Origin of the sequence: Streptomyces sp. Y7 (genome assembly GCF_043195415.1) — a bacterium.
In the GTDB taxonomy this organism is placed as follows: domain Bacteria; phylum Actinomycetota; class Actinomycetes; order Streptomycetales; family Streptomycetaceae; genus Streptomyces.
In genome coordinates, this window is the sequence record NZ_JBIDDQ010000012.1 from 1 (window position 1) to 24,261 (window position 24,261).

Consider the following 24,261-nt stretch of genomic DNA (forward strand, 5'->3'; position numbering starts at 1 on the left):
CACCCACCCCGACCACCCAAACCCCCCGCCGCCCCAACGCCTCCACGGAACTCGCCCCGGAATCCCGCTCCGAAGTGCACTCGGCGACACCGGCAGGCAACTCCACAGGGCCCGCGCCCCGTCGCGCCGGCGTCTCGCTGGTGCGGTCCGACGCGGTGACCGAGCGGCGGCCGGCTCCCGGCGCGGGGGTTCCGCAGAGCGGGGCACCGTCGCACGGCGCGATGCCGCCCGGCGAGTTCCCCGGCCCGGCGGTTCCGGCGGCCCGCCCCCGACGCCGCGGCGGGCATCGTCGTACGGGAATCCTCGCCGCCGTCGGCATCGCCGCCGCGGGCGCCGTCGTAGCCGTGGTCCTGGCGACCGACTTCGGAGCGCCGAAGGACGACGAGGCAGGCGGGTCGCCGACGCCCTCGTCGACCGCGTCCTCCCCTTCTTCCCCCTCGTCGACCGTCGAGGGCACGTCGAGGCCGCAGAGCCTGCCGCCGGGCTCACGCCGTGAGGCGGGCGGGTTCGCGTGGGTGCCGCCCGAGGGCTGGCGACGGGACGTACAGACCGGGTCGGAGGTGCACTACACGGCACCGGACGCCAGACAGGAACTCGCCGCCAAGTCCTCCCTGGCCCGCGACGATCTGATGGACTCCTGGCAGAAGTCCGAACAGGACGCCCAGAAGGGCGACTACAGCAAGATCCGCCTGGAACGCACGACCTTCCGCGGATACCCGGCGGTCGTCTGGGAGTACACCTTCACCCTCAAGGGCGACCCCTGGCACGCTCAGCTGCTCGGCTTCACCGTGGACGGGAAGTCGTACCAGATCAACACCTGGTACCGACCGGACGTCGAGGAGCAGGCCCTGAAAACGTACGAGAAGGTGAGGGACACCTTCACGGTGCTGTGACCCGACAGAAGGCGGAAGGGCGGTCGGTGCGCACCTACGCACCCACCGCCCCTCCGCCGAAGAGCTACCGAAGCTACGGAAGATCTACGTTCAGCCGGTCTTGACCTCGTCACGCTCCGCCGAGGCGGCCACGGCGTCGACGCCCGACGGACGCCCGCGCCTGACCTTCTCCTTCACGAAGGCGATGGCCAGCACGACCGCGGCGACCAGCAGCGACAGCAGCACCGTCTTGCGCCCGTCGTGCTCGGTGTCGGTCAGCATGTAGCCGAGCACGAACACGATCAGCGCGGCCGTCGCCCAGGTCAGGTACGGGTACAGCCACATCTTCACGACGAGCTTCTCCGGCGACTCCCGCTGGATGATCTTGCGCATGCGCAGCTGCGAGAAGCAGATCACCAGCCAGACGAACAGCGCGACCGCACCGGAGGAGTTGACGAGGAAGAGGAAGACGGAGTCCGGGAACTTGTAGTTGAAGAACACGGCGACGAACCCGAACGCGACGGACACGAGGATCGCGGTGCGCGGCACGCCGTTGCCGGTCGTGCGGGCGAAGCCCTTGGGCGCGTCCCCGCGCTGGCCGAGCGAGAAGGCCATGCGGGAGGCGGTGTAGAGGCCGGAGTTGAGACACGACAGCACCGACGTCAGCACGATGAAGTTCATGATCTGACCGGCGTGCGCGATACCGAGGGAGTCGAGCGCGGCGACGTAGGAGCCCTTGTCGGCGATGGCCTTGCTGTCCCAGGGCAGCAGGGAGACCACGACGAGGATCGAGCCGAGGTAGAAGACGGCCACACGCCAGATGATGCTGTTGGTCGCCTTGGTGACGGCCTGCTGCGGGTTCTCGGACTCACCGGCCGCGAGGGTGGCGATCTCGCTTCCCATGAAGGAGAAGACGACCAGCAGCACACCGGTGAGGATCGCCCCCGGCCCGTGCGGCAGGAATCCGCCGTGGTCGGTCAGGTTGCTCAGCCCGGCCTGGTCGCTGTCGACGCCCGGCAGCAGCCCGAAGATGGCCAGTCCGCCGATGACGATGAACGCGGCGATCGCGACGACCTTGATCCCCGCGAACCAGAACTCGAACTCGCCGTACGAGCCGACGGAGACCAGGTTGGTGGCGGTCAGCACCACCATGACGATCAGGGCCCAGCCCCACTGCGGGACGGCCGGGATCCAGCCCTCCAGGATCACCGCACCGGCGGTCGCCTCGACCGCGAGCACGACCACCCAGAAGAACCAGTACAGCCAGCCGATGGAGAACCCGGCCCAGCGGCCGAGCGCACGGTCGGCGTGGGCGGAGAACGAGCCCGACGTCGGGTTGGCCGCGGACATCTCACCCAGCATCCGCATCACCAGCACCACGAGCGTGCCGACGAGGGCGTAGGAGAGGAGGATGCCGGGTCCTGCGGTGGCGATACCGGAGCTGGATCCGACGAAAAGGCCGGCACCGATGACGCCACCGATGGCGATCATGGACAGATGGCGGTTCTTGAGCCCGGCCTGTAGGCCGTGGCCCCCGGGGGCCGGTTCGGCCGTCTTCTTTGTCGGCTGCGAAGTCATGGAAGGGATTTCCTTTGCGCCGTGGGGAGCGGTCCTCGCACAAGCGGATTGCGTGTGGCGTACGAGTCGGACCAGTGAATCGGAGGAGAACGGATTCGGGAACCTTTGATTCGGGATTGTTACTTGAGGTTTCCTTGAGCTTCCATGGCTCAGGTCACAATTGACACGATCGACACCCGACGCTGCTGCCCGGAAACAGCCGTGTCACACTCGTCCCATGCGCGTGTATCTCGGCTCGGACCATGCGGGCTACGAACTCAAGAACCACCTCGTCGACTGGCTGAAGGCGGCCGGCCACGACCCCGTCGACTGCGGCCCCCACATCTACGACGCCCAGGACGACTACCCGCCCTTCTGCCTCCGCGCGGCGGAGCGGACGGCCGCGGACCCCGAGTCCCTCGGCATCGTGATCGGCGGTTCGGGCAACGGCGAGCAGATCGCCGCGAACAAGGTGAAGGGCGTCCGCGCGGCCCTGGCCTGGAGCGAGGAGACGGCGCAGCTCGGCCGTCAGCACAACGACGCCAACGTCGTCGCGGTCGGCGCGCGCATGCACACCACGGAAGAGGCGACGAAGTTCGTCGAGACCTTCCTGGGCACCCCGTTCTCGGGTGACGAGCGCCACATCCGCCGCATCGACATGCTCGCGGCCTACGAGACGACGGGCGACCTGCCCCCGATCCCGCCGCACCACCCGCAGCAGTAGTTTCGACGGGCGCCCCGTCCTCACGCCGGCCGGCACATCTCAGCCCGTCCGGCGATTGAGGACGAGGCCGTTCAGGCCGACGGGGGTCCAGGGGGCAGAGCCCCCCGGCCGGGGCCGAAGGGGCCGCCGCCCCTTCACGCACAGAAGGAGCCACCGTGCCTGAGGGGCACACCATCCACCGGCTGGCCCAGGACTACGCCGCCGCCTTCCTCGGCACGGCCCCCCGGGTCACCAGCCCCCAGGGCAAGTTCTCCGACGCCGCGGCCCTCCTCGACCGCGCCGAACTCACCCGCACCGAGGCCCACGGCAAGCACCTCTTCCTCGGCTTCCGCGACGCCGACTGGATCCACATCCACCTCGGCCTCTTCGGCAAGGTCGACTTCGGCGACGCCCCCGCGCCCCCGCCCACGGACACCGTCCGGCTCCGCCTGGCGAACACGGCCGCGTACGTGGACCTGCGCGGCCCCACCACCTGCGCCCTGATCACCGACACCGAGAAGCAGTCCGTACACGACCGCCTCGGCCCGGACCCGCTGCGCGACGACGCCGACCCGGCCCAGGCGTACCGGCGGATCTCCCGCAGCCGTACGACGATCGCCGCCCTGCTCATGGACCAGAAGGTCATCGCGGGCGTCGGCAACGTCTACCGCGCCGAGGTCCTCTTCCGGCACGGCGTCGACCCGTACCGCGCCGGCAAGGACATCACCCCCGCCCAGTGGGACGTCATCTGGGCGGACCTCGTCGAGCTCATGCACGAGGGCGTCCGCAACAACCGCATCGACACCGTCCGCCCCGAGCACACCCCGCAGGCGATGGGCCGCCCGCCCCGCGTCGACGACCACGGCGGCGAGGTCTACGTCTACCGCCGGGCCACCCTGCCCTGCCACATCTGCGCCGGCGAGATCCGCACCGCCGGCCTCGCCGCCCGCAATCTCTTCTGGTGCCCGAACTGCCAGCAGCCGTAAGGCAGTCGGGCGCCCGTCAGAAGCCGTGCGGCAGCCAGGGCGCCACCGTCGACGCGAAGCCCACCGACGCCTCCGCCAGCGCCCCCTGCCGCAGCTCCCGCACCCGCCCGGCCGCGCCCAGCGCCGCGAGGCTCACGCCGCCGAGATAGGCCGCCCCCAACTCCCGTACGGACAGGGCGAGATCGGCCGGATCCGTCGTACGCGCGCACGACGCGCCCTTGGCGTCCCCGCTGAGCCGCCAACGCCCGGTGTTCCAGGGGCAGAAGTCGTCCTCCACCTCGAACACCACGTCCACCGGCGCCTGGTACGTCCGCGCCTCCAGGGCGGCCCCGACGTCGACCAGCCGTACGTGCAGGGCGTCCTTCACCCGGACCACGCACCGCCGGATGTCCGAGACCTGGTGCTGCCACGCCTCGTCCATCGGCCGCGACCACGCCTTCACCGTGGACGTCAGGTCGATGCCGAACAGGAACCGCCACAGCGCGGCCTCCGCGGCCGGGTCCAGGGCCTGCACATCCCTCAGCAGCACCTCACCGCTGGGGCCGTTGCCGTCCCACACCGGCTTGACACGGAAGCGCGCGTAACCGACGACCTCACCGTCCCGCTCCGCCAGCACGCACTGGATCGGCGACGCGCCTTCCCGGTCGCTCTCCGGGTCGAGCAGCCCGAGCCGCTCCCAGCCGGGCAGCCGGGCGATCATCCCGGGCCGACGGGACACCCGGCGCGCGTACACGGCCTCGCACACGTCGAGGACGTCGGCCGGTACGGCGTAGCGCAGCCGTACGTCATCGGTGCCGGGCGGCACGGACAGCGACACGCGTGCGGTGTCGATCTCGGTGCTGACCTGGTAGGTGCCGATGCCGTAGCCGAACCGGCCGTAGATCGCCGGCTCGGAGGCGGTCAGTACGGCCAGCGGACTGCCCCATGCGCGCACGTCGTCCAGCTGCCGGCGCATCATCGACGTCAGGACGCCGCGCCTGCGGTGCGTGGCGGCGACGCTGACCATCGTCACGCCCGCGGCGCTCACGGCCGCGCCACCGGGCACCGTGAGCCGGAAGCTGAACGCCCCGGCCGTCCCCACGCACGCGGCACCGTCCCAGACCCCGATGGACCGGTCGACCTCGGTGAGCGAGTTCCACAACTCCCGCTCCTCGGCCGCCTCCGCGACTCCGCCGAAGCTGCGGATGAGCGTGTCGTACCAGATGTCCCACTCGTCCTGACGCAGCGCCCGCAGCTCCAGGCGGTCGGCCTCGCTCACACTGTCTTTCGCCATGAACCATGCCTACCAGCGCAATGCGGGACGAGCGAGGGAATTTCTCCTTGGTGGCGCCGGGACGCCTTTCCGTGAAGTTCACTGTGAAGTTGAGCCTCGGACGGGGGACAAGTGCGACCTCCCGTGCCAAGCAGCTGGTCCGATGGATAGGGTCCCGAACTAATGGCAGCAGGACGAGAGCGGCGCACGGCGGCCGAGACGTTCATGGCCCGGTTGAGGATGCACTGGCACCGGGCCCGCGTCGGCGTGCGCAGAAGCGCCGTGGACTACTTCCGCGGTGACGGCTCGGACTGGGTCGCGCTGGCCGGGCTGCTGCTGACCGTGCCGCTGATCTGCACCGCCACGATGGCCAACTCGGTGTGGTTCTCCCCGGCCGCGCTGGTCCTGCCGATCGTGGCCGGCGGGCTGCTGCTGCGCCCGGCGAGCCTGCTGGGCCTGTACGCGGCGGCGGCCACCGCCCTCATCGTCGAGTCGGTGCAGCTGGGTCCGTACACCGAGGGCCCCTCCAGGGTCACCCCGGGCGTGGTCCTGGTCGTGGCGGCCTGCGGCTTCTTCGGCCTGCTCATCGCGCAGTTCCGCAGCCGGGTCGGCGTGCCCTGGCGGCGCGGCGGCACCATGCTCTTCGACCTGCGTGAGCGCATCCGCGTCCAGAGCAAACTGCCGCAGCTCCCGCACGGCTGGCATCGCGAGATGGCGCTGCGCCCGGCCGGCGGTCAGTCCTTCTCCGGCGACTTCGTGGTGGCGGCCCGCACGAACGGCGGCCGCACCCTGGAGGCCGTTCTCACGGACGTGTCCGGCAAGGGCATGGACGCGGGCTCCCGCGCCCTGCTGCTCTCGGGGGCCTTCGGCGGCCTCCTGGGCAGCCTGCCCCCGCACGCCTTCCTGCCCGCCGCCAACGGCTACCTCCTGCGCCAGGACTGGGACGAGGGCTTCGCCACCTCGATCCACCTCGTCCTCGATCTCGACTCGGGCGACTACGAGCTGTACTCGGCCGGCCATCCGCCGGGCCTGCAACTGAGCGCGGGCAGCGGCCGCTGGGAGGAGAAGGCCGCCGAGGGCCCGCTCCTCGGTGTGTACGACGGCGCCCAGTTCGACCCCGTGAAGGGCTCGCTGCGCCCCGGCGACGTCCTGATGCTGTTCACGGACGGCCTCGTGGAGACCTCCGACCGTGACATCGTCGAGGGCATAGACCGCCTCACCGGCGAGGCCGACCGCTATGTCGCGGGCGGCTTCCACGGCGCCGCCTGGCACCTCATCGAGGCGGTGGCGAAGGACGTCAACGACGACCGGGCGCTTCTGCTGATCTCCCGCGAGGGCCCGACGACGACGGCTGCCACCCGCTGAGCCGGAGGGGCGACACTGGGCGGGTGACCGAGACACCCCAGCCCCAGAGCACTCCGCACGGGACGCTGTCCCTCGCCGCCGTGGAGGCCGTCGCCCGCGCCGCCCACGCGAGCCAGACCGACAAGGCCGGGCGGCCCTACACCGAGCATCTGAGCGCCGTCGCCGAGGGCGTACGCGCGCGTGGCGGTGACGAGGAGCTGATCGCCGCGGCCTGGCTGCACGACGCCGTGGAGGACGACGCGCTGTCCGAGCAGTGGCTTCAGGAGGCGGCGCTGAGCCGTCGTACGAAGGACGTGGTGCGCGCGGTCACCAAGCGCGCCGGAGAGCCGCCCGAGGACTACGCGGCGCGGATCCTCGCCACCCCGGGCGCGCTGCTGGTGAAGGAGGCGGACCTGGCGCACAACGCGGACCCGGCGCGCCTGGCGGTCCTGGACGAGGGGACCCGGAAACGACTGACCGAGAAGTACGCACGGATGCGCGCGCTTCTCGGTCTGTCCGGAGAGTGACTCTCCACGCTGTGAACCGGAGAGTGACTCTCCTTGGTGTGAAGGAACGGCGCGGGGTCAGGCGTTGACCTTCTCGCGGGCCGTCGCGCCCTCGCGCTTCTCCCGCTCCCGTGCCAGCTCGGCGGCGTCCCGCTTGAACGCCCACTCCATCTTGGGCTCCATCGCGAACCGGAAGACCCGCTGCACCGGCGCGGTGCACAGCAGCGTGACGCCGACGGCCGCGACGACGCTGACGAAGATCTCGCCGAGCGGACGCTGCAGCCAGGCGTGCTCGAACCAGCCCTGGTAGTCCCCGGCCTTCACGACGAAGCCGTGCAGCAGGTAGCCGTACAGCGTGCCCGCGCCGAGCGCCGTGAACCACATGTGGCGGCGCGGCACCCAGGCGAAGAAGCAGGCCGTCAGCAGCAGCGAGCAGCCGAACATCGCCAGCACCATGACCGGCCCGGTCCACCACGGGGCGTGCAGCTCCTGGGCGGCGTCCCGGTGGTAGAACCACGCGGTGTTCATGCGCGGCACCGCCCACCAGCCGAAGGCCAGCGCGAGCGTGAACACCGGCACCGACAGGATCCGCACCGCACGCGTGCGCACCATGTGGAAGTGCTCGGGCTTCATGATCAGGCCCAGCACGAAGTACGGCAGGAACTGAAGGACCCGCTGGAGGTCGAGGTCGTCACCGATCTCCGGGGTGACGGTCGCCGCCATGGCGAGGCCGAGCGCGATCGGCAGCGGCCAGCGCACCATCTTCCAGATCGGTGTCGTCATCCGCCAGATGAACAGCGCGCACAGGAACCAGGTGAGGTACCACGGGTCCAGCAGGCTGATGTCCTGGCCCGGGTCCTCGTCGATCCACCGCTTGAAGAGCGGGTAGGCCGTCTCGAAGACGATGTACGGCACCGCGACGCCGGTGATCAGGCGCTTCATCCGGTTCGGGCTCGCGTCGAAACTGCGCGAGAAGAAGCCGGAGATGATGATGAACGCCGGCATGTGGAAGGTGTACACGACGGTGTACACGCCTTCCAGGATGCGGCTGTCGCCCTTGATCGGCTCCCAGGCGTGGCCTATGGCGACGAGCACGATCGCCAGGTACTTGGCGTTGTCGAAGAACGCGTCGCGCTGCTTGGCACCGCTGGAGGCGGCTCTGGCGTCGCCCTGAGCCTTCCTGCCCTGCGGTGAGCGCGGACTCGGCACTCCGTCCGCCGACTGCTGTGTCGGGGGGAGTGGCGCTCTGTTGTGGCCGTGCGGTCGCAGCGAGTCCGTCACAGACCCTCCCGTCGGAAGCCCGGGTAGCGGATCCAGGACCTCGCTGCGTATGCGGGGGACGAGGCAGCGTGGAACATCTGAGGCACCCTAGCGTTGCCTGTGGGATTTCGTAAAACCCCCGAGGTCATTAGCGGTTATTGCGCGGGACTTCGCGTGTACAGCGAACATGCACCTGCCGGACACCCGTTGGTCACCCTTCTTGTCCGGATTCATCCTGACTAAGTAGTGCATATGGCAAGGAGGTGACGCCGATGAAATGATCACCGTGCCGTGAATTCGAAATACCGGCGAACACGTTGTGTGGCGATGGAAACGATCCCGTCGAATTCTCTACGCGATGGTCTCGCCGAAATGACGTACGGGTGTGATGCGAGAGGTCGGCACGCCCGGGGACCGTCACAGATCCGGCACAGGTGTGGCGAACGAAACGTCACGTGCCGCATAGCGGGGCCCGGTTGGTGGCACGATGGTTCTGGCGGGGGTGCGCGGGGTCGCGTCCCCGGGCCGGGAGAGCGGACCGACCGAGGGTGTGATCTGTTGTGGCCATTTCGCTGTCAGTGGTGTTGCTGTTGGCGATCGTCCTGGTGGTGCTGATCCGAGGCGGATCCCTGAAGGCCGGCCCTGCCGTCGTCGCCGTGCTGTTCGGCTTCTTCCTGGCCTCGACCGGCATGGCCGACGACATCCAGCGGTTCCTCAACTCGATAGCCGAGACCATCAACTCCATCCAGTTCTAGGGCCCGTGGGGTGGCTTCCCGGGCCCGTGGGGCGGCCCGAAAGGGTACGGATACCCTCGTTCGTGATCGTCGAACGTCATGGAACGGCGATGCGGACGGGGGACGTACGGGATGGCGCTGCGCGAAACGGACCCGGCTGAGGTCGGGGGCTACCGGATCGAGGACCGCCTCGGCTCCGGCGGCATGGGTGTGGTGTACCTCGCCCGCTCCGCCTCCGGCCGCCGCCTCGCTCTCAAGGTCGTGCACGCGCAGTACGCCGACGACGACGAGTTCCGCACCCGCTTCCGCCGCGAGGTGGCCGCCGCCCGCCAGGTCAGCGGCGCCTTCACGGCCCCCGTCGTGGACGCCGACGCCGACGCCGCGCGCCCCTGGATGGCCACCCTCTACATCCCCGGCGAGGACCTCGGCACCCACGTCCGCCGCCACGGCCCCCTGCCGCCGCCCCGGCTGCGCGAACTCGCCGCCGGCCTCGCCGAGGCCATCCGTGACATCCACCGCGCCGGGATGGTCCACCGGGATCTGAAACCGGCCAACGTGATGCTGGCCGAGGACGGCCCCCGCGTCATCGACTTCGGCATCTCCCGCGCCACCGAGTTCGCCGCGTCCGACGTGCTCACCCAGACCGGGCGCGTGATGGGCACCCCGCCCTTCATGTCCCCCGAGCAGTTCTCCTCCCCGCAGGACGTGGGGCCCGCCGCCGACGTCTTCTCCCTCGGTTCGGTCGTCGCCTACGCCGCCACCGGCCGCGGTCCCTTCGACAGTCCGAGCCCCTACGAGACGGCCATCCGCGTCGTCGACGGCGACGCGGAACTCGACGGGGTTCCGTCCGAGTTGCTCCCCTTCGTGCAGTTCTGCCTGGAAAAGCACCCCAAGTCCCGCCCGTCGCCGGACGAGTTGCTCCACCTCCTGCGCAACGGCGAACTCCCCGACCCCCGCCCCGCCCCCGCCGCGGACGCCCCCGGTCCACCGCGCCCCCGGCGGCGCGGGCGCCTCCGCCTCGCCGCCGCTCTGGGCGCCCTCCTGGTGACCGGCGCGAGCGCCCTCACCCTCCTCGCGGTCGACTCGGAGCCGACCCCGAGCGCACGGGACCTGCCCGCCGGCTGGCAGGAGTGGCACAAGAAGTCCAGGGACCCGAACGGCGACGAGGACCCCATCGGCCCCGACGGCCCGTTCAGCCGCTGCGCGGCCACCGGCCGGTCGCTGGTGTGCGCCGGCGACGACGTCATGGCGACCCGTTTCGCCCTCGCCGACGGCAGCAACACCTGGGCCCGCCCGATCGACGACACCCCCGACGAACTCGGCGGCGGCGACCTGGGCACCGTCATCGCCGCCCGCGGCGGCCGCGTGTACGTCTACGGCGCCGACGACCGGACCGAGGGCGACTCCAGCCCCTCCCGCTACACGGTGCAGGCGCTGCACGCCGACACCGGCAAGGTGATCTGGAAGACGGTCACCGGCGACGGGCAGGAGTCCACGGAGCCGAACTCCGAGCAGGGCTACTCCACCGCCGTCCCGCAGGGCGTCGTCACCGTCTACGGCGCGAAGGGACAGCAGTACGCCCTGCTCGACGCCGAGAACGGCAAGGTCCGCTGGAAGCGCCCGCTGCCGGACCCGGACAGCCGGATGTGTCTGCTGCGCAGCGCCGCCGGCCACGCCTACCTGGTGTGCCAGAAGTGGGCCGGTGACGCCGTCACCAGCACGAGCTTCGCGCAGCTCGACCCGGCCACCGGGCGTCCCCGCTGGACGGTGACCGTGGACAAGGGCCAGGACATCGTCGGACAGGTCGACGGACGCCTGATCGTCCTGGAGACGACCGGAACCCGCCGCACCCTCACCCTGATCAACGCCGCCTCGCACATCGTGACGACGGTGCGGCTGTCCGAGCCCCAGCCCGAGACCGCGACGCCCACCCTCCTCAACGGCACGCTCTACGTCACGTTCCGCAGCGGAAGCGTCCGCGCCGTCGCCCCGGAGACCGGCCGCCGGCTCTGGGACAGCAACTCCACCGTGGAGTCACCCGGCCCGCCGATCGCCTCCGGGACCCACCTCTACCTGGCGTCCCCCAGCGGCCGCCTGGCCGCCCTGAACCTGCGCACCGGCGCGGTCGAGGCCACCCTCCAGGGCCGCGACGACGGCGGCACCGCCGACAGCACCGGCCTCGGCGCCCCGCTGACCCTCGTCGGCGACGCCCTCTACGTCCCCTACGGAATCCGCTCCGTGTACACGGTGGACGTCCACACCCTGAGAAGCTGACGGCAGGCCGACCGCGCCGGGCCGGATCACGGCCCGCAGCGGTGCGATCCCTCCCGACGATCGGCGAGCGGCGCCTCGCCGCCCAGCAGCGACGAGATGTCACGGGGCGGGCAAAGGGCCTTGCGGGTCGGGCCCCGCCCAGAACTCGGGGCCGAGGGTGTCTTTCAGCAGGGCGTACATGTTCTTCCGGAAGTGGGCGGTCACGAGCCATGGGCGGGTGAAGATGCGGATCTCCGCGACCTCGCCCGCGTCGTCGAGGCTGAAGATCTCCACGAGTTGCTGTACGTGACCGTTCACGTGTTCGTCGATCACCACGGCGAAGGCCGTTCGGCCGTCGACGTCGAGGACGGTACGGACCTTGAGGTCGCTGAAACTTTGCGCCGCCGCTTTGAGGACGGGCCCGACGACGGCCTTCCCCGTCGGCTCCTCGCTCAGGATGGGGGAGTAGAGGGTGACATCGTGCGCCAGCGGCGGGACGGTCGGATGGTCCACCCAAACCGGCGTCGGCCCCTGCGGGGCATACGGTCCGGATCCGAGGTCCGGGTCCGCGAGGGCGGGGTCCGACTGCGCGATCACCTCGCGCAGAACGGCCATGAAGGGCCACGGCCGACCGTAGACGTCGATGGTGTCGATCAGGCCCGCGTCGCCCTGCCGCGCCAGCGCCACGATCTCCGTCTCGCGTCCGCCGGGGCTCGCGCTGTACACGACCGCCTCCACCCCGTCCCCCTTGAGCCGGACGGTCGCTTCCGGCGCGCCGAGCGCCTGCTGGTACGTGGCGAGAGCTGCCGAGACAGCGTCGCGGCCGGAGAGGCGGGGTGCGGCCAGCGGAGTCGCGAGGGAGACGTCTTCGGCAAGCGCTGTGGGGGCTCGTCCCGAAAGTGCGGCGTTCAACTGATGCGACATCGCGCGCTCCTCGTGGTCACGCTCGAGGCGAGCCCGGGTTTCGGGGAATGCTCGGGCGCGACCGCCCTTCCAGCATGCGCCTGGAGCGTGCTGCGGCGCATGCCGGAGGACCGAGGGCACCCCTCGGGGACGGATCCGGCCTGGGGAACACGGCCTACGGAACACGGAAGGCCCAGGGAGAGGAGAACAACCCCTCACCTGGGCCTTCGGCGTACAGAGCGGGCGACGGGAATCGAACCCGCGTAGCTAGTTTGGAAGACTAGGGCTCTACCATTGAGCTACGCCCGCACAGGACGCGCCGCAGGTCAGATGACCGCGGCACAGGAAGCATCGTAGCGGGTCGGCCCCCCTCGTCGCACACCCCGTAAATGCGGCGGTCCCACTGCCTGCGGGCATGTACCCTACGTGTCGCACCAGCACGGGGTGTGGCGCAGCTTGGTAGCGCGTCCGCTTTGGGAGCGGAAGGCCGTGGGTTCAAATCCCGCCACCCCGACCAGGACCGGTGAAGACCGGCCACATGCGCGACGACCTCGCGAGATCGCCTTCCGTGATCCCTTTGGGGGCGTGTCCCCGCTGCCGTTACTATGCAAGCTGCACGCCCGTGTCTCTCTCCGTACGACACCGTACGAAGTACGAAGTCCTCCGGGCGGCGAATCCGCCGGACCAGTCTGGCTCCGGCAGAAACCAAGAAGTCAGCCACAAGGAGACCGAACCGTGAAGAGCGCCGTGGAGACCCTGAACCCGACCCGGGTTCGGCTCACTGTCGAGGTGCCCTTCGAGGAGCTCAAGGACAGCCTCGACGCGGCGTACAAGAAGATCAACCAGCAGGTCACGGTGAAGGGCTTCCGCAAGGGCAAGATCCCGGCCCGCGTCATCGACCAGCGGTTCGGCCGCGGTGCGGTCCTGGAGGAGGCGGTCAACGACGCGCTTCCGAAGTTCTACACCGAGGCGGTCAACGAGGCCGAGCTCAACGTCCTGGGCCAGCCCGAGGTCGACATCACCGAGCTGAAGGACGGCGAGACGCTGAACTTCACCGCCGAGGTCGACATCCGCCCCGCCATCGAGATCCCGGACTACTCCGGCATCGAGGTCGAGGTCGACGCCGTCGAGGTCAGCGACGAGGACGTCGAGAAGGCCGTCTCCGACCTGCGTGAGCGCTTCGCGTCCACCGCCCCGGTCGAGCGCGCCGCCGAGGACGGCGACGTCGTCACGATCGACCTCGAGGCCAAGGTCGACGGCGAGGTCCTGGAGGACGGCGTCGCCGACGGCGTCTCCTACACCATCGGCTCCGGCGAGCTGCTCGACGGCATCGACGACGCCGTGAAGGGCCTGGAGGCCGGTGGCGAGGCCACCTTCACCTCCGAGCTCAAGGGCGGCTCCGCGGCCGGCAAGGAGGCCGAGGTCACCGTCAAGGTCACCCAGGTCGCCGCCCGCGAACTGCCCGAGCTGGACGACGAGTTCGCGCAGCTCGCCTCCGAGTTCGACACCCTCGACGAGCTGAAGGCCGACAGCCGCAAGCGCCTCGAGAACATGAAGCAGTACGACCAGGCCACGCAGGCCCAGGAGCGCGTCCTGGAGAAGCTGCTGGAGCTCGTCGAGGTGCCCGTCCCCGAGAAGCTGCTCGAGGACGAGATCAACACCCGTAAGCACAACCTCGAGCACCACCAGCTCGGCCAGATGGGTCTCGACCTCGCGAAGTACCTGGAGATCCAGGGCAAGACCGAGGAAGAGTTCGACGCCGAGACCAAGGAAGCCGCGGTCAAGGGCATCAAGACGCAGTTCGTCCTCGACGAGCTCGTCAAGCAGGAGAAGCTGAACGTCAACCAGGAGGAGCTCACCGAGCACCTCATGCGTCGCGCCGCCTCCTCCGGCATGTCCCCCGACCAGTTCGCCCAGGCCGTCGTCGAGGGCGGCCAGGTTCCGCTCCTGGTCGGCGAGGTCGCCCGCGGCAAGGCCCTGGCCGTCGTGGTCGAGAAGGCCGTCGTCAAGGACACCAACGGCGAGGTCATCGACCTGGACGACGAGGACGACGTCGAGCAGGCCACGGAGACCGTCGAGGCCGCCGAGGGCACCGCCGACGAGGCCGCCGAGGAGAAGTCCGAGGCCTGAGCCCACGGCACCGCGTAGCTCGTAAGAAGGGTCCCGGGGGGAGCGATCTCCCCGGGACCCTTCTGCCGTACGGCCATGCAGCGCCCCGAAAGGGGCGCGGGGAACTGCGCGAACGACCACGACGGACCCGCACCCGCACCCGCACCCCAAGGTCATGGCGAGTGGGCGGCGGCCCCCCACCAACCGCTCTACGCCCCCGGCGAACACTCATGGAACCGGGATGGCACCGCACAGCCTGCGCGTTAGGGTCCATGAGTATGGGGGCAGGGAAGTCGGCGAAACCGCCGGGCCCCCGCAGGGAACACGTGAGACGGCCCGGCGCCGTCGTAAGACGAGCAGGTGGAGACGTGACGAATCTGATGCCCTACGCCGCCGGCGAGCCTTCTATCGGTGGTGGCCTCGGCGACCAGGTCTACAACCGGCTGCTCGGCGAGCGGATCATCTTCCTCGGCCAGCCGGTCGACGACGACATCGCGAACAAGATCACCGCACAGCTGCTGCTCCTTGCCGCCGACCCGGACAAGGACATTTACCTGTACATCAACAGCCCGGGCGGTTCGATCACGGCCGGTATGGCGATCTACGACACCATGCAGTTCATCAAGAACGACGTGGTGACCATCGCCATGGGCCTCGCGGCCTCCATGGGGCAGTTCCTGCTCAGCGCGGGCACCCCCGGCAAGCGCTTCGCGCTGCCGAACGCCGAGATCCTGATCCACCAGCCCTCCGCGGGCCTGGCCGGCTCGGCCTCCGACATCAAGATCCACGCCGAGCGGCTGCTGCACACCAAGAAGCGCATGGCCGAGCTCACCTCGCAGCACACCGGCCAGTCGGTCGAGCAGATCACCCGTGACTCGGACCGTGACCGCTGGTTCGACGCCTTCGAGGCCAAGGAGTACGGCCTCATCGACGACGTCATCCCGACGGCCGCCGGTATGCCGGGCGGCGGCGGCACCGGGGCGGCCTGAGGCCCCCTGCACGCCCTCAGCCGACCGCCACAGCCTCTAGGAGACAGACAGTGAACGACTTCCCCGGCAGCGGCCTGTACGACCGCACGCGCGCCGAGTACACCGGCCCCGCCGCCGAGTCCCGTTACGTGATCCCCCGCTTCGTCGAGCGCACCTCGCAGGGCATCCGCGAGTACGACCCGTACGCGAAGCTCTTCGAGGAGCGCGTGATCTTCCTCGGCGTGCAGATCGACGACGCCTCCGCCAACGACGTCATGGCGCAGCTGCTGTGCCTGGAGTCGATGGACCCCGACCGGGACATCTCGGTCTACATCAACAGCCCCGGCGGCTCCTTCACCGCGCTCACGGCCATCTACGACACGATGCAGTTCGTGAAGCCGGACATCCAGACGGTCTGCATGGGCCAGGCGGCCTCCGCCGCCGCGATCCTGCTGGCCGCAGGCACGCCCGGCAAGCGCATGGCGCTGCCCAACGCCCGTGTGCTGATCCACCAGCCCTACAGCGAGACCGGCCGCGGTCAGGTCTCCGACCTGGAGATCGCCGCCAACGAGATCCTCCGGATGCGTTCGCAGCTGGAGGAGATGCTGGCCAAGCACTCCACCACGGCGATCGAGAAGATCCGCGAGGACATCGAGCGCGACAAGATCCTCACGGCCGAGGACGCGCTGTCGTACGGGCTGATCGACCAGATCATCTCCACCCGGAAGATGAACAACGCCGACGTTCGCTGACGCGGACCCGGTAGTGTCTGCTGCCCCTTGGCACGGTTTGAGACGGTGCACGTCAAAGTGAACCGCGCCAAGGGGGGCCCGAACGGGGGGCCAGGCAAGGTACCGTCGACATAAGGCAGCACCAGGAGCCGCTGGATTCGAAAACGTCCAGGCGTCTCCCAGGCGAAGGGGAAGCACACCGTGGCACGCATCGGTGACGGCGGCGATCTGCTCAAGTGCTCGTTCTGCGGCAAGAGCCAGAAGCAGGTCAAGAAGCTCATCGCAGGCCCTGGTGTGTACATCTGCGACGAGTGCATCGATCTCTGCAACGAGATCATCGAGGAAGAGCTCGCGGAGACGAGCGAGGTGCGCTGGGAGGAACTCCCCAAGCCCCGCGAGATCTACGAGTTCCTCGAGGGGTACGTGGTCGGCCAGGAAGCGGCCAAGAAGGCGCTCTCCGTCGCTGTCTACAACCACTACAAGCGCGTGCAGGCCGGCGAGAACGGCGGCGCCCAAGGCCGTGACGACGCCATCGAGTTGGCGAAGTCCAACATCCTGCTGCTGGGCCCGACCGGTTCGGGCAAGACCCTCCTCGCCCAGACCCTCGCCCGCATGCTGAACGTCCCGTTCGCCATCGCCGACGCGACGGCGCTGACGGAGGCCGGGTACGTCGGCGAGGACGTCGAGAACATCCTGCTGAAGCTGATCCAGGCGGCCGACTACGACGTCAAGAAGGCCGAGACCGGGATCATCTACATCGACGAGATCGACAAGGTCGCGCGCAAGAGTGAAAACCCGTCGATCACCCGGGACGTCAGCGGCGAGGGCGTCCAGCAGGCCCTGCTGAAGATCCTCGAGGGCACGACCGCCTCGGTCCCGCCGCAGGGCGGCCGGAAGCACCCGCACCAGGAGTTCATCCAGATCGACACGACGAACGTCCTGTTCATCGTGGGCGGCGCGTTCGCCGGGCTGGAGAAGATCATCGAATCCCGGGCCGGCGCCAAGGGCATCGGCTTCGGCGCGACGATCCGCTCCAAGCGCGAGCTCGAGGCCAAGGACCAGTTCGAGGACGTCATGCCGGAGGACCTGGTCAAGTTCGGCATGATCCCCGAGTTCATCGGCCGCCTCCCCGTCATCACCTCGGTCCACAACCTCGACCGCGAGGCGCTGCTCCAGATCCTGGTCGAGCCGCGCAACGCCCTGGTGAAGCAGTACCAGCGGCTCTTCGAACTCGACGGCGTGGAGCTGGACTTCGAGCGCGAGGCCCTGGAGGCCATCGCCGACCAGGCCATCCTCCGCCAGACCGGCGCCCGCGGCCTGCGCGCCATCATGGAGGAAGTCCTCCAGGGCGTGATGTACGAGATCCCGTCCCGCAAGGACGTGGCCCGCGTCGTCATCACCGCCGACGTCGTCCACTCGAACGTGAACCCGACCCTGATCCCGCGCGACGCGCGCCGGGGTCCGGGGGAGCAGAAGTCGGCGTAGCCGCAACCACGGACACACGAAGGGGCCCCGGTCAACCGACCGGGGCCCCTTCGCGGTTGACGCCTCGGGCGTCAGGCCTTGACGCGGATCTCCGCGCGGACCTTCGTGGTGATGTCCACGGCGACGTCCTTGGAGATGCCCTGGGTGGCGTCACCCGGCGACACCATCGCGATGGTGCTGTAGTCCGCCCACGCGCAGAACCAGTCCGTCTTCTCCTTCTTGGTGGCCGGGTCGGTGCCCTTGGCGGCCTGGCACTTCATGACCGCGCCGTCGAGGTCGACGGACTCGGCCTCGCCGACCAGCTCGGTCTTGCCCGCCGCGGAGGAGCCGGAGGAGTCCTTCTCGGCCGACTTCTTGAAGTCGGCGAAGAACTTGTCCAGGGCCGCCTCGGGGTCGGCGACCTCGCCGTAGGCGCCGAAGTACGTGATGCCCTTGGCCGTCGCGAGCTCGGAGAGGTCCGGCGTGGTGCTCGGGTCGCTGGGGTCGTAACCGCTCAGGTCCGCCGTCGAGTAGACGCCGACGACGCTCTCGCCGTTCTTGACGCCGCTCTTCTCCAGGTCGTCGGCGGTGTCGTTGGACCCGCCGAGGTTCTCGCCGACCTTCGTGGCCCGGGTGTACTCGCTGAGCAGCTTGTCCGGCGTGGCCAGCTTGTGCGCCCCGTCGTCCTCCAGGCTGCCCGCGCCGCCGCTGCCGCCGCCCAGCACGAAGTACGCGCCGACGCCGATCGCGACCACGACGGCCACCGCGCCGATGATCAGGCCCGTCTTCTTGCCGCCGCCACCCGGCGCCGGCGGCTGCGGCATGCCGTACGGCTGCTGGCCGTAGGGCGGCTGCTGACCGTACGGGGGCTGCTGGGGCGGGACGCCCTGCGGGGGCTGCTGCGGGTAGCCGTATCCGGGCTGGCCCTGCGGAGCCTGCTGGGGGTAGCCGTAGCCGGGCTGCGGCGCCTGCGGCTGCTGGCCGTAGGGCCCGGGCTGCTGCGGCTGCCCGCCGTACGGACCGGGCTGCTGGGGCTGCCCGCCGTACGGGCCCGGCTGGTTGTAGCTCATTCCTGGGTTCCCCTCCAGATGCTTATGTGTTCCTGACATCCTGGCGCAGACACAGGCAACGCATGGCATCGGGGTGCCCACCGTTACAGAACAAAGGCGTTTCGGGACACGCCCGAGACACCCCTAAACTGAGCCCGTGACCGAGAACGCTCAGCAGCAGCCACCAGCGCCCGACTCCGAACTGCCGACCCAGTACGCGCCGGCCGATGTAGAGGGGCCGCTGTACGAGCGCTGGGTAGAGCGCGGTTACTTCGAGGCGGACGCCAAGAGCGACAAGCAGCCGTACACCGTCGTCATCCCGCCGCCCAACGTCACCGGAAGCCTGCACCTCGGGCACGCCTTCGAGCACACCCTCATCGACGCCCTGACCCGCCGTAAGCGCATGCAGGGCTTCGAGACGCTCTGGCAGCCCGGCATGGACCACGCCGGCATCGCCACCCAGAACGTCGTCGAGCGCGAGCTCGGCAAGGAGGGCAAGTCCCGGCACGACCTCGGCCGTGAGGCGTTCGTCGAGCGCGTCTGGCAGTGGAAGGGCGAGTCCGGCGGGCAGATCAGCGGCCAGATGCGCCGCCTCGGCGACGGTGTCGCCTGGTCCCGTGAGCGCTTCACCATGGACGAGGGCCTGTCCCAGGCCGTCCAGACCATCTTCAAGCGCCTCTACGACGACGAGCTGATCTACCGCGCCGAGCGCATCATCAACTGGTGCCCCCGGTGTCTGACGGCCATCTCGGACATCGAGGTCGAGTACCAGGACGACGACGGCGAGCTCGTCTCCATGAAGTACGGCGACGGGGACGACACCATCGTCGTCGCCACGACCCGCGCCGAGACGATGCTCGGTGACACCGCCGTCGCCGTCCACCCGGACGACGAGCGCTACAAGCACCTGGTCGGCAAGCTCATCAAACTGCCGCTGACCGAGCGCTCGATCCCGGTCGTCGCCGACACCCACGTCGACCCCGAGTTCGGCACGGGTGCCGTCAAGGTGACCCCGGCCCACGACCCGAACGACTTCGAGATCGGCCAGCGGCACGACCTGCCGGCCATCACGATCATGGACGAGCACGCGGTCATCACCGCCCACGGCCCCTTCCAGGGCCTGGACCGGCTGGAGGCCCGCTCGGCCATCGTCGCCGCGCTGCGCGCCGAGGGCCGGATCGTCGCCGAGAAGCGGCCCTACGTCCACTCCGTCGGCCACTGCTCGCGCTGCAAGACCACCATCGAGCCGCGCCTTTCGATGCAGTGGTGGGTCAAGGTCGGCCCGCTCGCCAAGGCCGCCGGTGACGCGGTCCGCGACGGCCGCGTCAAGATCCACCCGCAGGAGATGGAGAAGCGGTACTTCGACTGGGTCGACAACCTCCACGACTGGTGCATCTCGCGGCAGTTGTGGTGGGGCCACCGCATCCCGGTCTGGTACGGCCCGAACGGCGAGGTCGTCTGCGTCGGCCCCGACGACGAGGTCCCGACCGGCGAGGGCTGGCACCAGGACACCGACGTCCTCGACACCTGGTTCTCCTCCGGCCTGTGGCCCTTCTCGACCCTCGGCTGGCCCGAACAGACCGAGTCGCTCGCGAAGTTCTACCCGAACTCCGTCCTGGTCACCGGCTACGACATCCTCTTCTTCTGGGTCGCCCGGATGATGATGTTCGGCCTGTACGCGATGGACGGCACCCCGCCGTTCCACACCATCGCCCTGCACGGCATGGTCCGCGACCAGTTCGGCAAGAAGATGTCGAAGTCCTTCGGCAACGCGGTCAACCCGCTGGACTGGATGGACAAGTACGGCTCCGACGCGCTCCGCTTCACCCTCGCCCGCGGCGCCAACCCGGGCGTCGACGTCCCGATCGGCGAGGACTGGGTCCAGGGCTCCCGGAACTTCGCCAACAAGATCTGGAACGCGACCCGCTTCGCGCTGATGAACGGCGCGACGGTGGACGGACCGCTGCCCGACGCGTCGAAGATGTCGTCGACGGACCGCTGGATCCTCTCCCGCCTCAACTCCGTCGTCGCCGAAGTCGACGCGCTCTACGAGGACTTCCAGTTCGCGAAGCTCTCCGACGCCCTCTTCCACTTCGCGTGGGACGAGGTCTTCGACTGGTACGTCGAGCTGTCCAAGACGACGTTCCAGGCGGGCGGCGAGCCGGCCGAGGTCTCCCAGCGCGTCCTCGGCGAGGTCCTCGACGTCACCCTCAAGCTGCTGCACCCGGTGGTCCCGTTCGTCACCGAGACCCTGTGGACCACGCTCACCGGCGGCGAGTCGATCGTGATCGCCGAGTGGCCGGCCGACAGCGGCTTCCGTGACCAGGGCGCCGAGCGGGAGATCGAGTCGCTCCAGTCCGTCATCACCGAGGTCCGCCGCTTCCGCGCCGACCAGGGCCTGCAGCCGGGCCAGCGGGTCCCGGCCCGCCTGACCCTGGACGGCACGGCGCTCGCCGCGCACGAGCCGGCCATCCGGCAGCTGCTGCGCCTCCAGCCGGAGGGCGAGAGCTTCTCGGCCACGGCGACCCTGCCGGTCGCGGGTGCGGAGGTCGCGCTCGACCTGTCCGGCGTGATCGATGTGGCCGCCGAGCGCAAGCGTCTGGCCAAGGACCTCGCCGCCGCCGAGAAGGAGAAGGCCCAGGCCACGGCCAAGCTCGGCAACGAGGCCTTCCTGGCGAAGGCCCCGGACAACGTCGTGGACAAGATCCGCGGCCGCCTGGCGAAGGCCGAGGAGGACATCGCCCGGATCGCCGCCCAGCTGGAGCGCCTGCCGCAGGCGTAGGTGTTCGTACGGCGGTGAGGGCCCCCGGTGCTGTCAGGCGCCGGGGGCCCTCACGTACGTCAGGCGCGCGGGGAGCCGCGTGACCAGCCACAACGCACCCGCAGCCGCCGCGCGACCCCCGGCACCCCACTCCCTGGGCACACTGTCGGTCCCGCTCCGTAGACTGGCCCCGTGAGCGACCAGAACGAGCCCGACCCCCTCGACCCCTTCGAAGAGATCATCGCGGCGGAGACCGACCGCGACCCCGATCTCGCGGTCATCGAGGCCGGCAGCCGCACCCTGCGCACCCAGGGCGGAGCCCCGAGCGCGGACGTACCCGCGCGGCCCGAGGACCCCGAGGTCGACAAGGCCCTGCGCGAGGTCGAGGCGGAGCTGGCGACCCGCTGGGGCGAGACGAAACTGGAGCCCTCGGTCAGCCGCATCGCCGCGCTCATGGACGTCCTGGGCGAGCCCCAGCGCTCGTACCCCTCGATCCACATCACCGGCACCAACGGCAAGACGTCGACGGCCCGCATGATCGAGGCCCTCCTCGGCGGCTTCGAACTGCGCACCGGCCGCTACACCTCGCCGCACGTCCAGTCGATCACCGAGCGGATCAGCCTCGACGGCGCCCCGGTCTCCGCCGAGCGCTTCATCGAGACGTACCACGACATCAAGCCGTACATCGAGATGGTCGACACCTCGCAGGAGTACCGGCTGTCCTTCTTCGAGGTGCTCACGGGCATGGCGTACGCGGCCTTCGCGGACGCGCCCGTCGACGTCGCCGTCGTGGAAGTGGGCATGGGCGGCTCCTGGGACGCCACCAACGTCATCGACGGGGACGTCGCCGTCGTCACGCCGATAGACCTCGACCACACCGACCGGCTGGGCTCCACCCCGGGCGAGATCGCCGTCGAGAAGGCCGGCATCGTCAAGCAGGACGCCACGGTGATCATGGCCCAGCAGCCGGTGGACGCCGCCCAGGTGCTGCTGAAGAAGGCCGTCGAGGTCGACGCCACCGTCGCCCGCGAGGGCCTGGAGTTCGGCGTCGTCGCACGACAGGTCGCCGTCGGCGGACAGCTGGTCACCCTGCGCGGACTGGGCGGCGAGTACCCCGAGGTGTATCTGCCGCTGCACGGCGCGCACCAGGCGCACAACGCCGCCGTCGCGCTCGCCGCCGTCGAGGCGTTCTTCGGCGTGGGCGCCGCGCGCGCCGAGCCGCTGGACATCGACACGGTCCGCAAGGCGTTCGCGGCCGTCACCTCACCGGGCCGGATGGAGGTCGTACGGCGCTCTCCGACCGTCGTCCTGGACGCCGCCCACAACCCGGCGGGCGCGCGGGCGGTCTCCGAGGCGATCGGGGAGGCCTTCGACTTCAGCCGGCTCATCGGCGTCGTCGGCGCGAGCGCCGACAAGAACGTGCGGGAGCTGCTGGAGGCCTTCGAGCCGATCTTCGCCGAGATCGTCGTCACGCAGAACTCCTCCCACCGCGCGATGGACGCCGACGAACTCGCGGCCATCGCCGTGGAGGTGTTCGGCGACGAGCGCGTGCAGGTCGAGCCGCGGCTGCCGGACGCCCTGGAGGCCGCGATCACGCTGGCCGAGGAGGAGGGCGAGTTCACGGGCGGCGGTGTGCTGGTCACCGGGTCCGTCATCACGGTCGGCGAGGCCCGGCTGCTGCTGGGGAAGGGCTGAATCCGAGATGCGTACCCTTTGTTCCTCGACCCTGATCGGCGAGTTCTTCGTCATCGGCTTCGCCGGTCTGGTGGCGATGAAGGACCCCGATCTGGCCATGTCGACGGTGTGGACCGTCAGCGGGATCGCGATGTTCCTGTGCGTGCTGCTGTGCGGCGTGGTGACCCGGCCCGGCGGGATCGCGCTCGGCTGGGCTCTGCAGATCGCGCTCATCGCGTCCGGATTCATTGTTCCCACGATGTTCTTCCTGGGCGCGATCTTCGCGGCACTTTGGTGGGCTTCTGTGCACTACGGCAAGAAGGTGGACGAGGCGAAGGCGAGATTCGCCGCCCAGGCGGACTCCTCCACACCTGACGCTGCGTAACAGGCGCCCGGACACGCCCTGTAACCTCATCCCACCGTCCACCGGCATCACCGCACACCGGCTGTAAGAAGGAGCCCTCCCGTGACCCAGCGCACCCTCGTCCTGCTCAAGCCCGACGCAGTCCGCCGCGGCCTGACCGGCGAGATCATCAGCCGTATCGAGCGCAAGGCCGGCTGGCAGCTCACCGCGCTGGAGCTGCGCACCCTGGACCAGGAGACCCTGGAGCAGCACTACGGCGAGCACAAGGGCAAGCCCTTCTACGAGCCGCTGGTGGAGTTCATGGCCTCCGGCCCGGTCGTCGCCATGATCGTCGAGGGTGAGCGGGTCATCGAGGGGCTGCGCGCTCTCGCCGGTCCGACCGACCCGATCGCCGCCGCGCCCGGCTCGATCCGCGGTGACTACGGCGTCATCGTCCGCGAGAACCTCATCCACGCCTCCGACTCCGAGGAGTCCGCCGAGCGCGAGGTGAAGATCTTCTTCCCGGGGCGTGCGTAACGCGTTCGTAGTTGAACGGAGAGGGTGTGGAGATTGAATCTCCGCACCTGAGTGCATACCAAATGCATATGCGTGGCGATCGAGGGAACGAGTGCCCCCGATGGCCCGTCTCCACAAGCGGGGCGACTCGCCATCTGCTGACAATGGCGAAGACCCTCCCGCAGTGTTCGTGCAGGCGCGTCTACGATGGAAGCCTTCACGTCACAGCACCCACTTCGCCGACCTGACAAGCCATCAAAAGCTCCCGGGAAGGCC

General features: G+C 69.7%; 19 protein-coding genes, 2 tRNA genes and 1 pseudogene. 16 read left to right on the top strand and 6 right to left on the bottom strand.

The window, feature by feature from the left end; genetic code table 11:
* Nucleotides 1–893 (top strand): annotated as a pseudogene (locus ACGFW6_RS26600) (serine/threonine protein kinase); the annotation flags it as partial.
* A gap of 90 nt (nt 894–983) precedes the next feature.
* On the opposite strand, the gene ACGFW6_RS26605 reads toward ACGFW6_RS26600, so the two are convergent.
* The gene (locus ACGFW6_RS26605) at nt 984–2,450 is read right to left on the bottom strand and encodes an amino acid permease (RefSeq protein WP_393514770.1); all 1,467 of its coding nucleotides are present in this window, start codon (nt 2,448–2,450) and stop codon (nt 984–986) included.
* A 217-nt stretch (nt 2,451–2,667) separates the two neighbouring features.
* Here ACGFW6_RS26605 and ACGFW6_RS26610 point away from each other — a divergent pair, with 217 nt between their 5' ends.
* Both ACGFW6_RS26610 and ACGFW6_RS26615 read left to right on the top strand, forming a co-directional pair.
* Complete coding sequence (locus tag ACGFW6_RS26610; RefSeq protein WP_393514773.1) at nt 2,668–3,153, top strand: ribose-5-phosphate isomerase; 486 nt, start codon at nt 2,668–2,670, stop codon at nt 3,151–3,153.
* A gap of 155 nt (nt 3,154–3,308) precedes the next feature.
* Entirely contained in the window at nt 3,309–4,118 is an 810-nt protein-coding gene (locus tag ACGFW6_RS26615; protein WP_393514776.1) for an Fpg/Nei family DNA glycosylase, read from the top strand.
* Between the two features lie 16 nt (nt 4,119–4,134).
* Here ACGFW6_RS26615 and ACGFW6_RS26620 read toward each other — a convergent pair whose 3' ends face one another.
* Entirely contained in the window at nt 4,135–5,391 is a 1,257-nt protein-coding gene (locus ACGFW6_RS26620; protein WP_393514779.1) for a GNAT family N-acetyltransferase, read from the bottom strand.
* A 162-nt stretch (nt 5,392–5,553) separates the two neighbouring features.
* Here ACGFW6_RS26620 and ACGFW6_RS26625 point away from each other — a divergent pair, with 162 nt between their 5' ends.
* Complete coding sequence (locus tag ACGFW6_RS26625) at nt 5,554–6,735, top strand: PP2C family protein-serine/threonine phosphatase (RefSeq protein WP_393514782.1); 1,182 nt, start codon at nt 5,554–5,556, stop codon at nt 6,733–6,735.
* Between the two features lie 23 nt (nt 6,736–6,758).
* Nucleotides 6,759–7,241, top strand: a complete 483-nt coding sequence (locus tag ACGFW6_RS26630) for an HD domain-containing protein (RefSeq protein ID WP_393514785.1) — start codon at nt 6,759–6,761, stop codon at nt 7,239–7,241.
* Between the two features lie 57 nt (nt 7,242–7,298).
* On the opposite strand, the gene ACGFW6_RS26635 is transcribed toward ACGFW6_RS26630, so the two are convergent.
* Nucleotides 7,299–8,429 carry an acyltransferase family protein gene (locus tag ACGFW6_RS26635; protein ID WP_393514788.1) on the bottom strand — a complete coding sequence of 377 codons (1,131 nt, stop codon included), beginning with the start codon at nt 8,427–8,429 and terminating at the stop codon, nt 7,299–7,301.
* A 611-nt stretch (nt 8,430–9,040) separates the two neighbouring features.
* Between ACGFW6_RS26635 and ACGFW6_RS26640 the strand changes: the two genes are divergently transcribed.
* Together ACGFW6_RS26640 and ACGFW6_RS26645 are read left to right on the top strand one after the other, a co-directional pair.
* Entirely contained in the window at nt 9,041–9,235 is a 195-nt protein-coding gene (locus ACGFW6_RS26640) for a hypothetical protein (RefSeq protein WP_004001285.1), read from the top strand.
* A 111-nt stretch (nt 9,236–9,346) separates the two neighbouring features.
* Nucleotides 9,347–11,488, top strand: a complete 2,142-nt coding sequence (locus ACGFW6_RS26645; RefSeq protein ID WP_393514791.1) for a PQQ-binding-like beta-propeller repeat protein — start codon at nt 9,347–9,349, stop codon at nt 11,486–11,488.
* 99 nt (nt 11,489–11,587) lie between these two features.
* Here ACGFW6_RS26645 and ACGFW6_RS26650 read toward each other — a convergent pair whose 3' ends face one another.
* Both ACGFW6_RS26650 and ACGFW6_RS26655 read right to left on the bottom strand, forming a co-directional pair.
* Nucleotides 11,588–12,391: a hypothetical protein gene (locus ACGFW6_RS26650; RefSeq protein WP_393514794.1), complete on the bottom strand. Its 804-nt coding sequence runs from the start codon at nt 12,389–12,391 to the stop codon at nt 11,588–11,590.
* Between the two features lie 217 nt (nt 12,392–12,608).
* Nucleotides 12,609–12,679: transfer RNA gene (locus ACGFW6_RS26655), tRNA-Gly, on the bottom strand.
* A gap of 131 nt (nt 12,680–12,810) precedes the next feature.
* Here ACGFW6_RS26655 and ACGFW6_RS26660 point away from each other — a divergent pair.
* The 5 genes from ACGFW6_RS26660 (at nt 12,811) to clpX (ending at nt 17,663) form a co-directional block, all read left to right on the top strand.
* Nucleotides 12,811–12,887 (top strand) — tRNA-Pro (locus tag ACGFW6_RS26660).
* Between the two features lie 218 nt (nt 12,888–13,105).
* On the top strand, nt 13,106–14,500 hold the full coding sequence (tig, locus tag ACGFW6_RS26665) for a trigger factor (protein WP_393514797.1): 1,395 nt from the start codon (nt 13,106–13,108) through the stop codon (nt 14,498–14,500).
* A gap of 359 nt (nt 14,501–14,859) precedes the next feature.
* Nucleotides 14,860–15,468, top strand: coding sequence for an ATP-dependent Clp protease proteolytic subunit (locus tag ACGFW6_RS26670; RefSeq protein WP_030967072.1), 609 nt, complete (start codon nt 14,860–14,862; stop codon nt 15,466–15,468).
* A 50-nt stretch (nt 15,469–15,518) separates the two neighbouring features.
* Nucleotides 15,519–16,199: an ATP-dependent Clp protease proteolytic subunit gene (locus ACGFW6_RS26675; protein ID WP_107906539.1), complete on the top strand. Its 681-nt coding sequence runs from the start codon at nt 15,519–15,521 to the stop codon at nt 16,197–16,199.
* A 180-nt stretch (nt 16,200–16,379) separates the two neighbouring features.
* The gene (gene clpX / locus ACGFW6_RS26680; RefSeq protein WP_030967070.1) at nt 16,380–17,663 is read left to right on the top strand and encodes an ATP-dependent Clp protease ATP-binding subunit ClpX; all 1,284 of its coding nucleotides are present in this window, start codon (nt 16,380–16,382) and stop codon (nt 17,661–17,663) included.
* 71 nt (nt 17,664–17,734) lie between these two features.
* Here the strand turns inward: clpX and ACGFW6_RS26685 are convergent, their stop codons facing one another.
* On the bottom strand, nt 17,735–18,712 hold the full coding sequence (locus ACGFW6_RS26685) for a hypothetical protein (protein ID WP_393514802.1): 978 nt from the start codon (nt 18,710–18,712) through the stop codon (nt 17,735–17,737).
* Between the two features lie 136 nt (nt 18,713–18,848).
* On the opposite strand from ACGFW6_RS26685, the gene ACGFW6_RS26690 reads away from it, so the two are divergent.
* The 4 genes from ACGFW6_RS26690 (at nt 18,849) to ndk (ending at nt 24,006) form a co-directional block, all read left to right on the top strand.
* On the top strand, nt 18,849–21,473 hold the full coding sequence (locus tag ACGFW6_RS26690; RefSeq protein ID WP_393514805.1) for a valine--tRNA ligase: 2,625 nt from the start codon (nt 18,849–18,851) through the stop codon (nt 21,471–21,473).
* A 171-nt stretch (nt 21,474–21,644) separates the two neighbouring features.
* A complete protein-coding gene (locus ACGFW6_RS26695) occupies nt 21,645–23,147 on the top strand; it encodes a bifunctional folylpolyglutamate synthase/dihydrofolate synthase (RefSeq protein ID WP_393514808.1) in 1,503 nt (500 codons plus the stop codon).
* 7 nt (nt 23,148–23,154) lie between these two features.
* On the top strand, nt 23,155–23,511 hold the full coding sequence (locus ACGFW6_RS26700) for a DUF4233 domain-containing protein (protein ID WP_393514811.1): 357 nt from the start codon (nt 23,155–23,157) through the stop codon (nt 23,509–23,511).
* 81 nt (nt 23,512–23,592) lie between these two features.
* Nucleotides 23,593–24,006, top strand: coding sequence for a nucleoside-diphosphate kinase (gene ndk, locus ACGFW6_RS26705; RefSeq protein ID WP_393514814.1), 414 nt, complete (start codon nt 23,593–23,595; stop codon nt 24,004–24,006).
* Nucleotides 24,007–24,261 lie beyond the last annotated feature (255 nt).

What these genes read in the sequence shown, in the direction of transcription:
- ACGFW6_RS26645 (WP_393514791.1), top strand. Translation starts at nt 9,347, where the DNA reads ATGGCGCTGCGCGAAACGGACCCGGCTGAGGTCGGGGGCTACCGGATC.
- ACGFW6_RS26670 (WP_030967072.1), top strand. Translation starts at nt 14,860, where the DNA reads ATGCCCTACGCCGCCGGCGAGCCTTCTATCGGTGGTGGCCTCGGCGAC.
- ACGFW6_RS26620 (WP_393514779.1), bottom strand. Translation starts at nt 5,391, where the DNA reads ATGGCGAAAGACAGTGTGAGCGAGGCCGACCGCCTGGAGCTGCGGGCG.
- ACGFW6_RS26685 (WP_393514802.1), bottom strand. Translation starts at nt 18,712, where the DNA reads ATGAGCTACAACCAGCCGGGCCCGTACGGCGGGCAGCCCCAGCAGCCC.
- ACGFW6_RS26700 (WP_393514811.1), top strand. Translation starts at nt 23,155, where the DNA reads ATGCGTACCCTTTGTTCCTCGACCCTGATCGGCGAGTTCTTCGTCATC.
- ACGFW6_RS26605 (WP_393514770.1), bottom strand. Translation starts at nt 2,450, where the DNA reads ATGACTTCGCAGCCGACAAAGAAGACGGCCGAACCGGCCCCCGGGGGC.
- ACGFW6_RS26610 (WP_393514773.1), top strand. Translation starts at nt 2,668, where the DNA reads ATGCGCGTGTATCTCGGCTCGGACCATGCGGGCTACGAACTCAAGAAC.
- ACGFW6_RS26625 (WP_393514782.1), top strand. Translation starts at nt 5,554, where the DNA reads ATGGCAGCAGGACGAGAGCGGCGCACGGCGGCCGAGACGTTCATGGCC.
- ACGFW6_RS26650 (WP_393514794.1), bottom strand. Translation starts at nt 12,391, where the DNA reads ATGTCGCATCAGTTGAACGCCGCACTTTCGGGACGAGCCCCCACAGCG.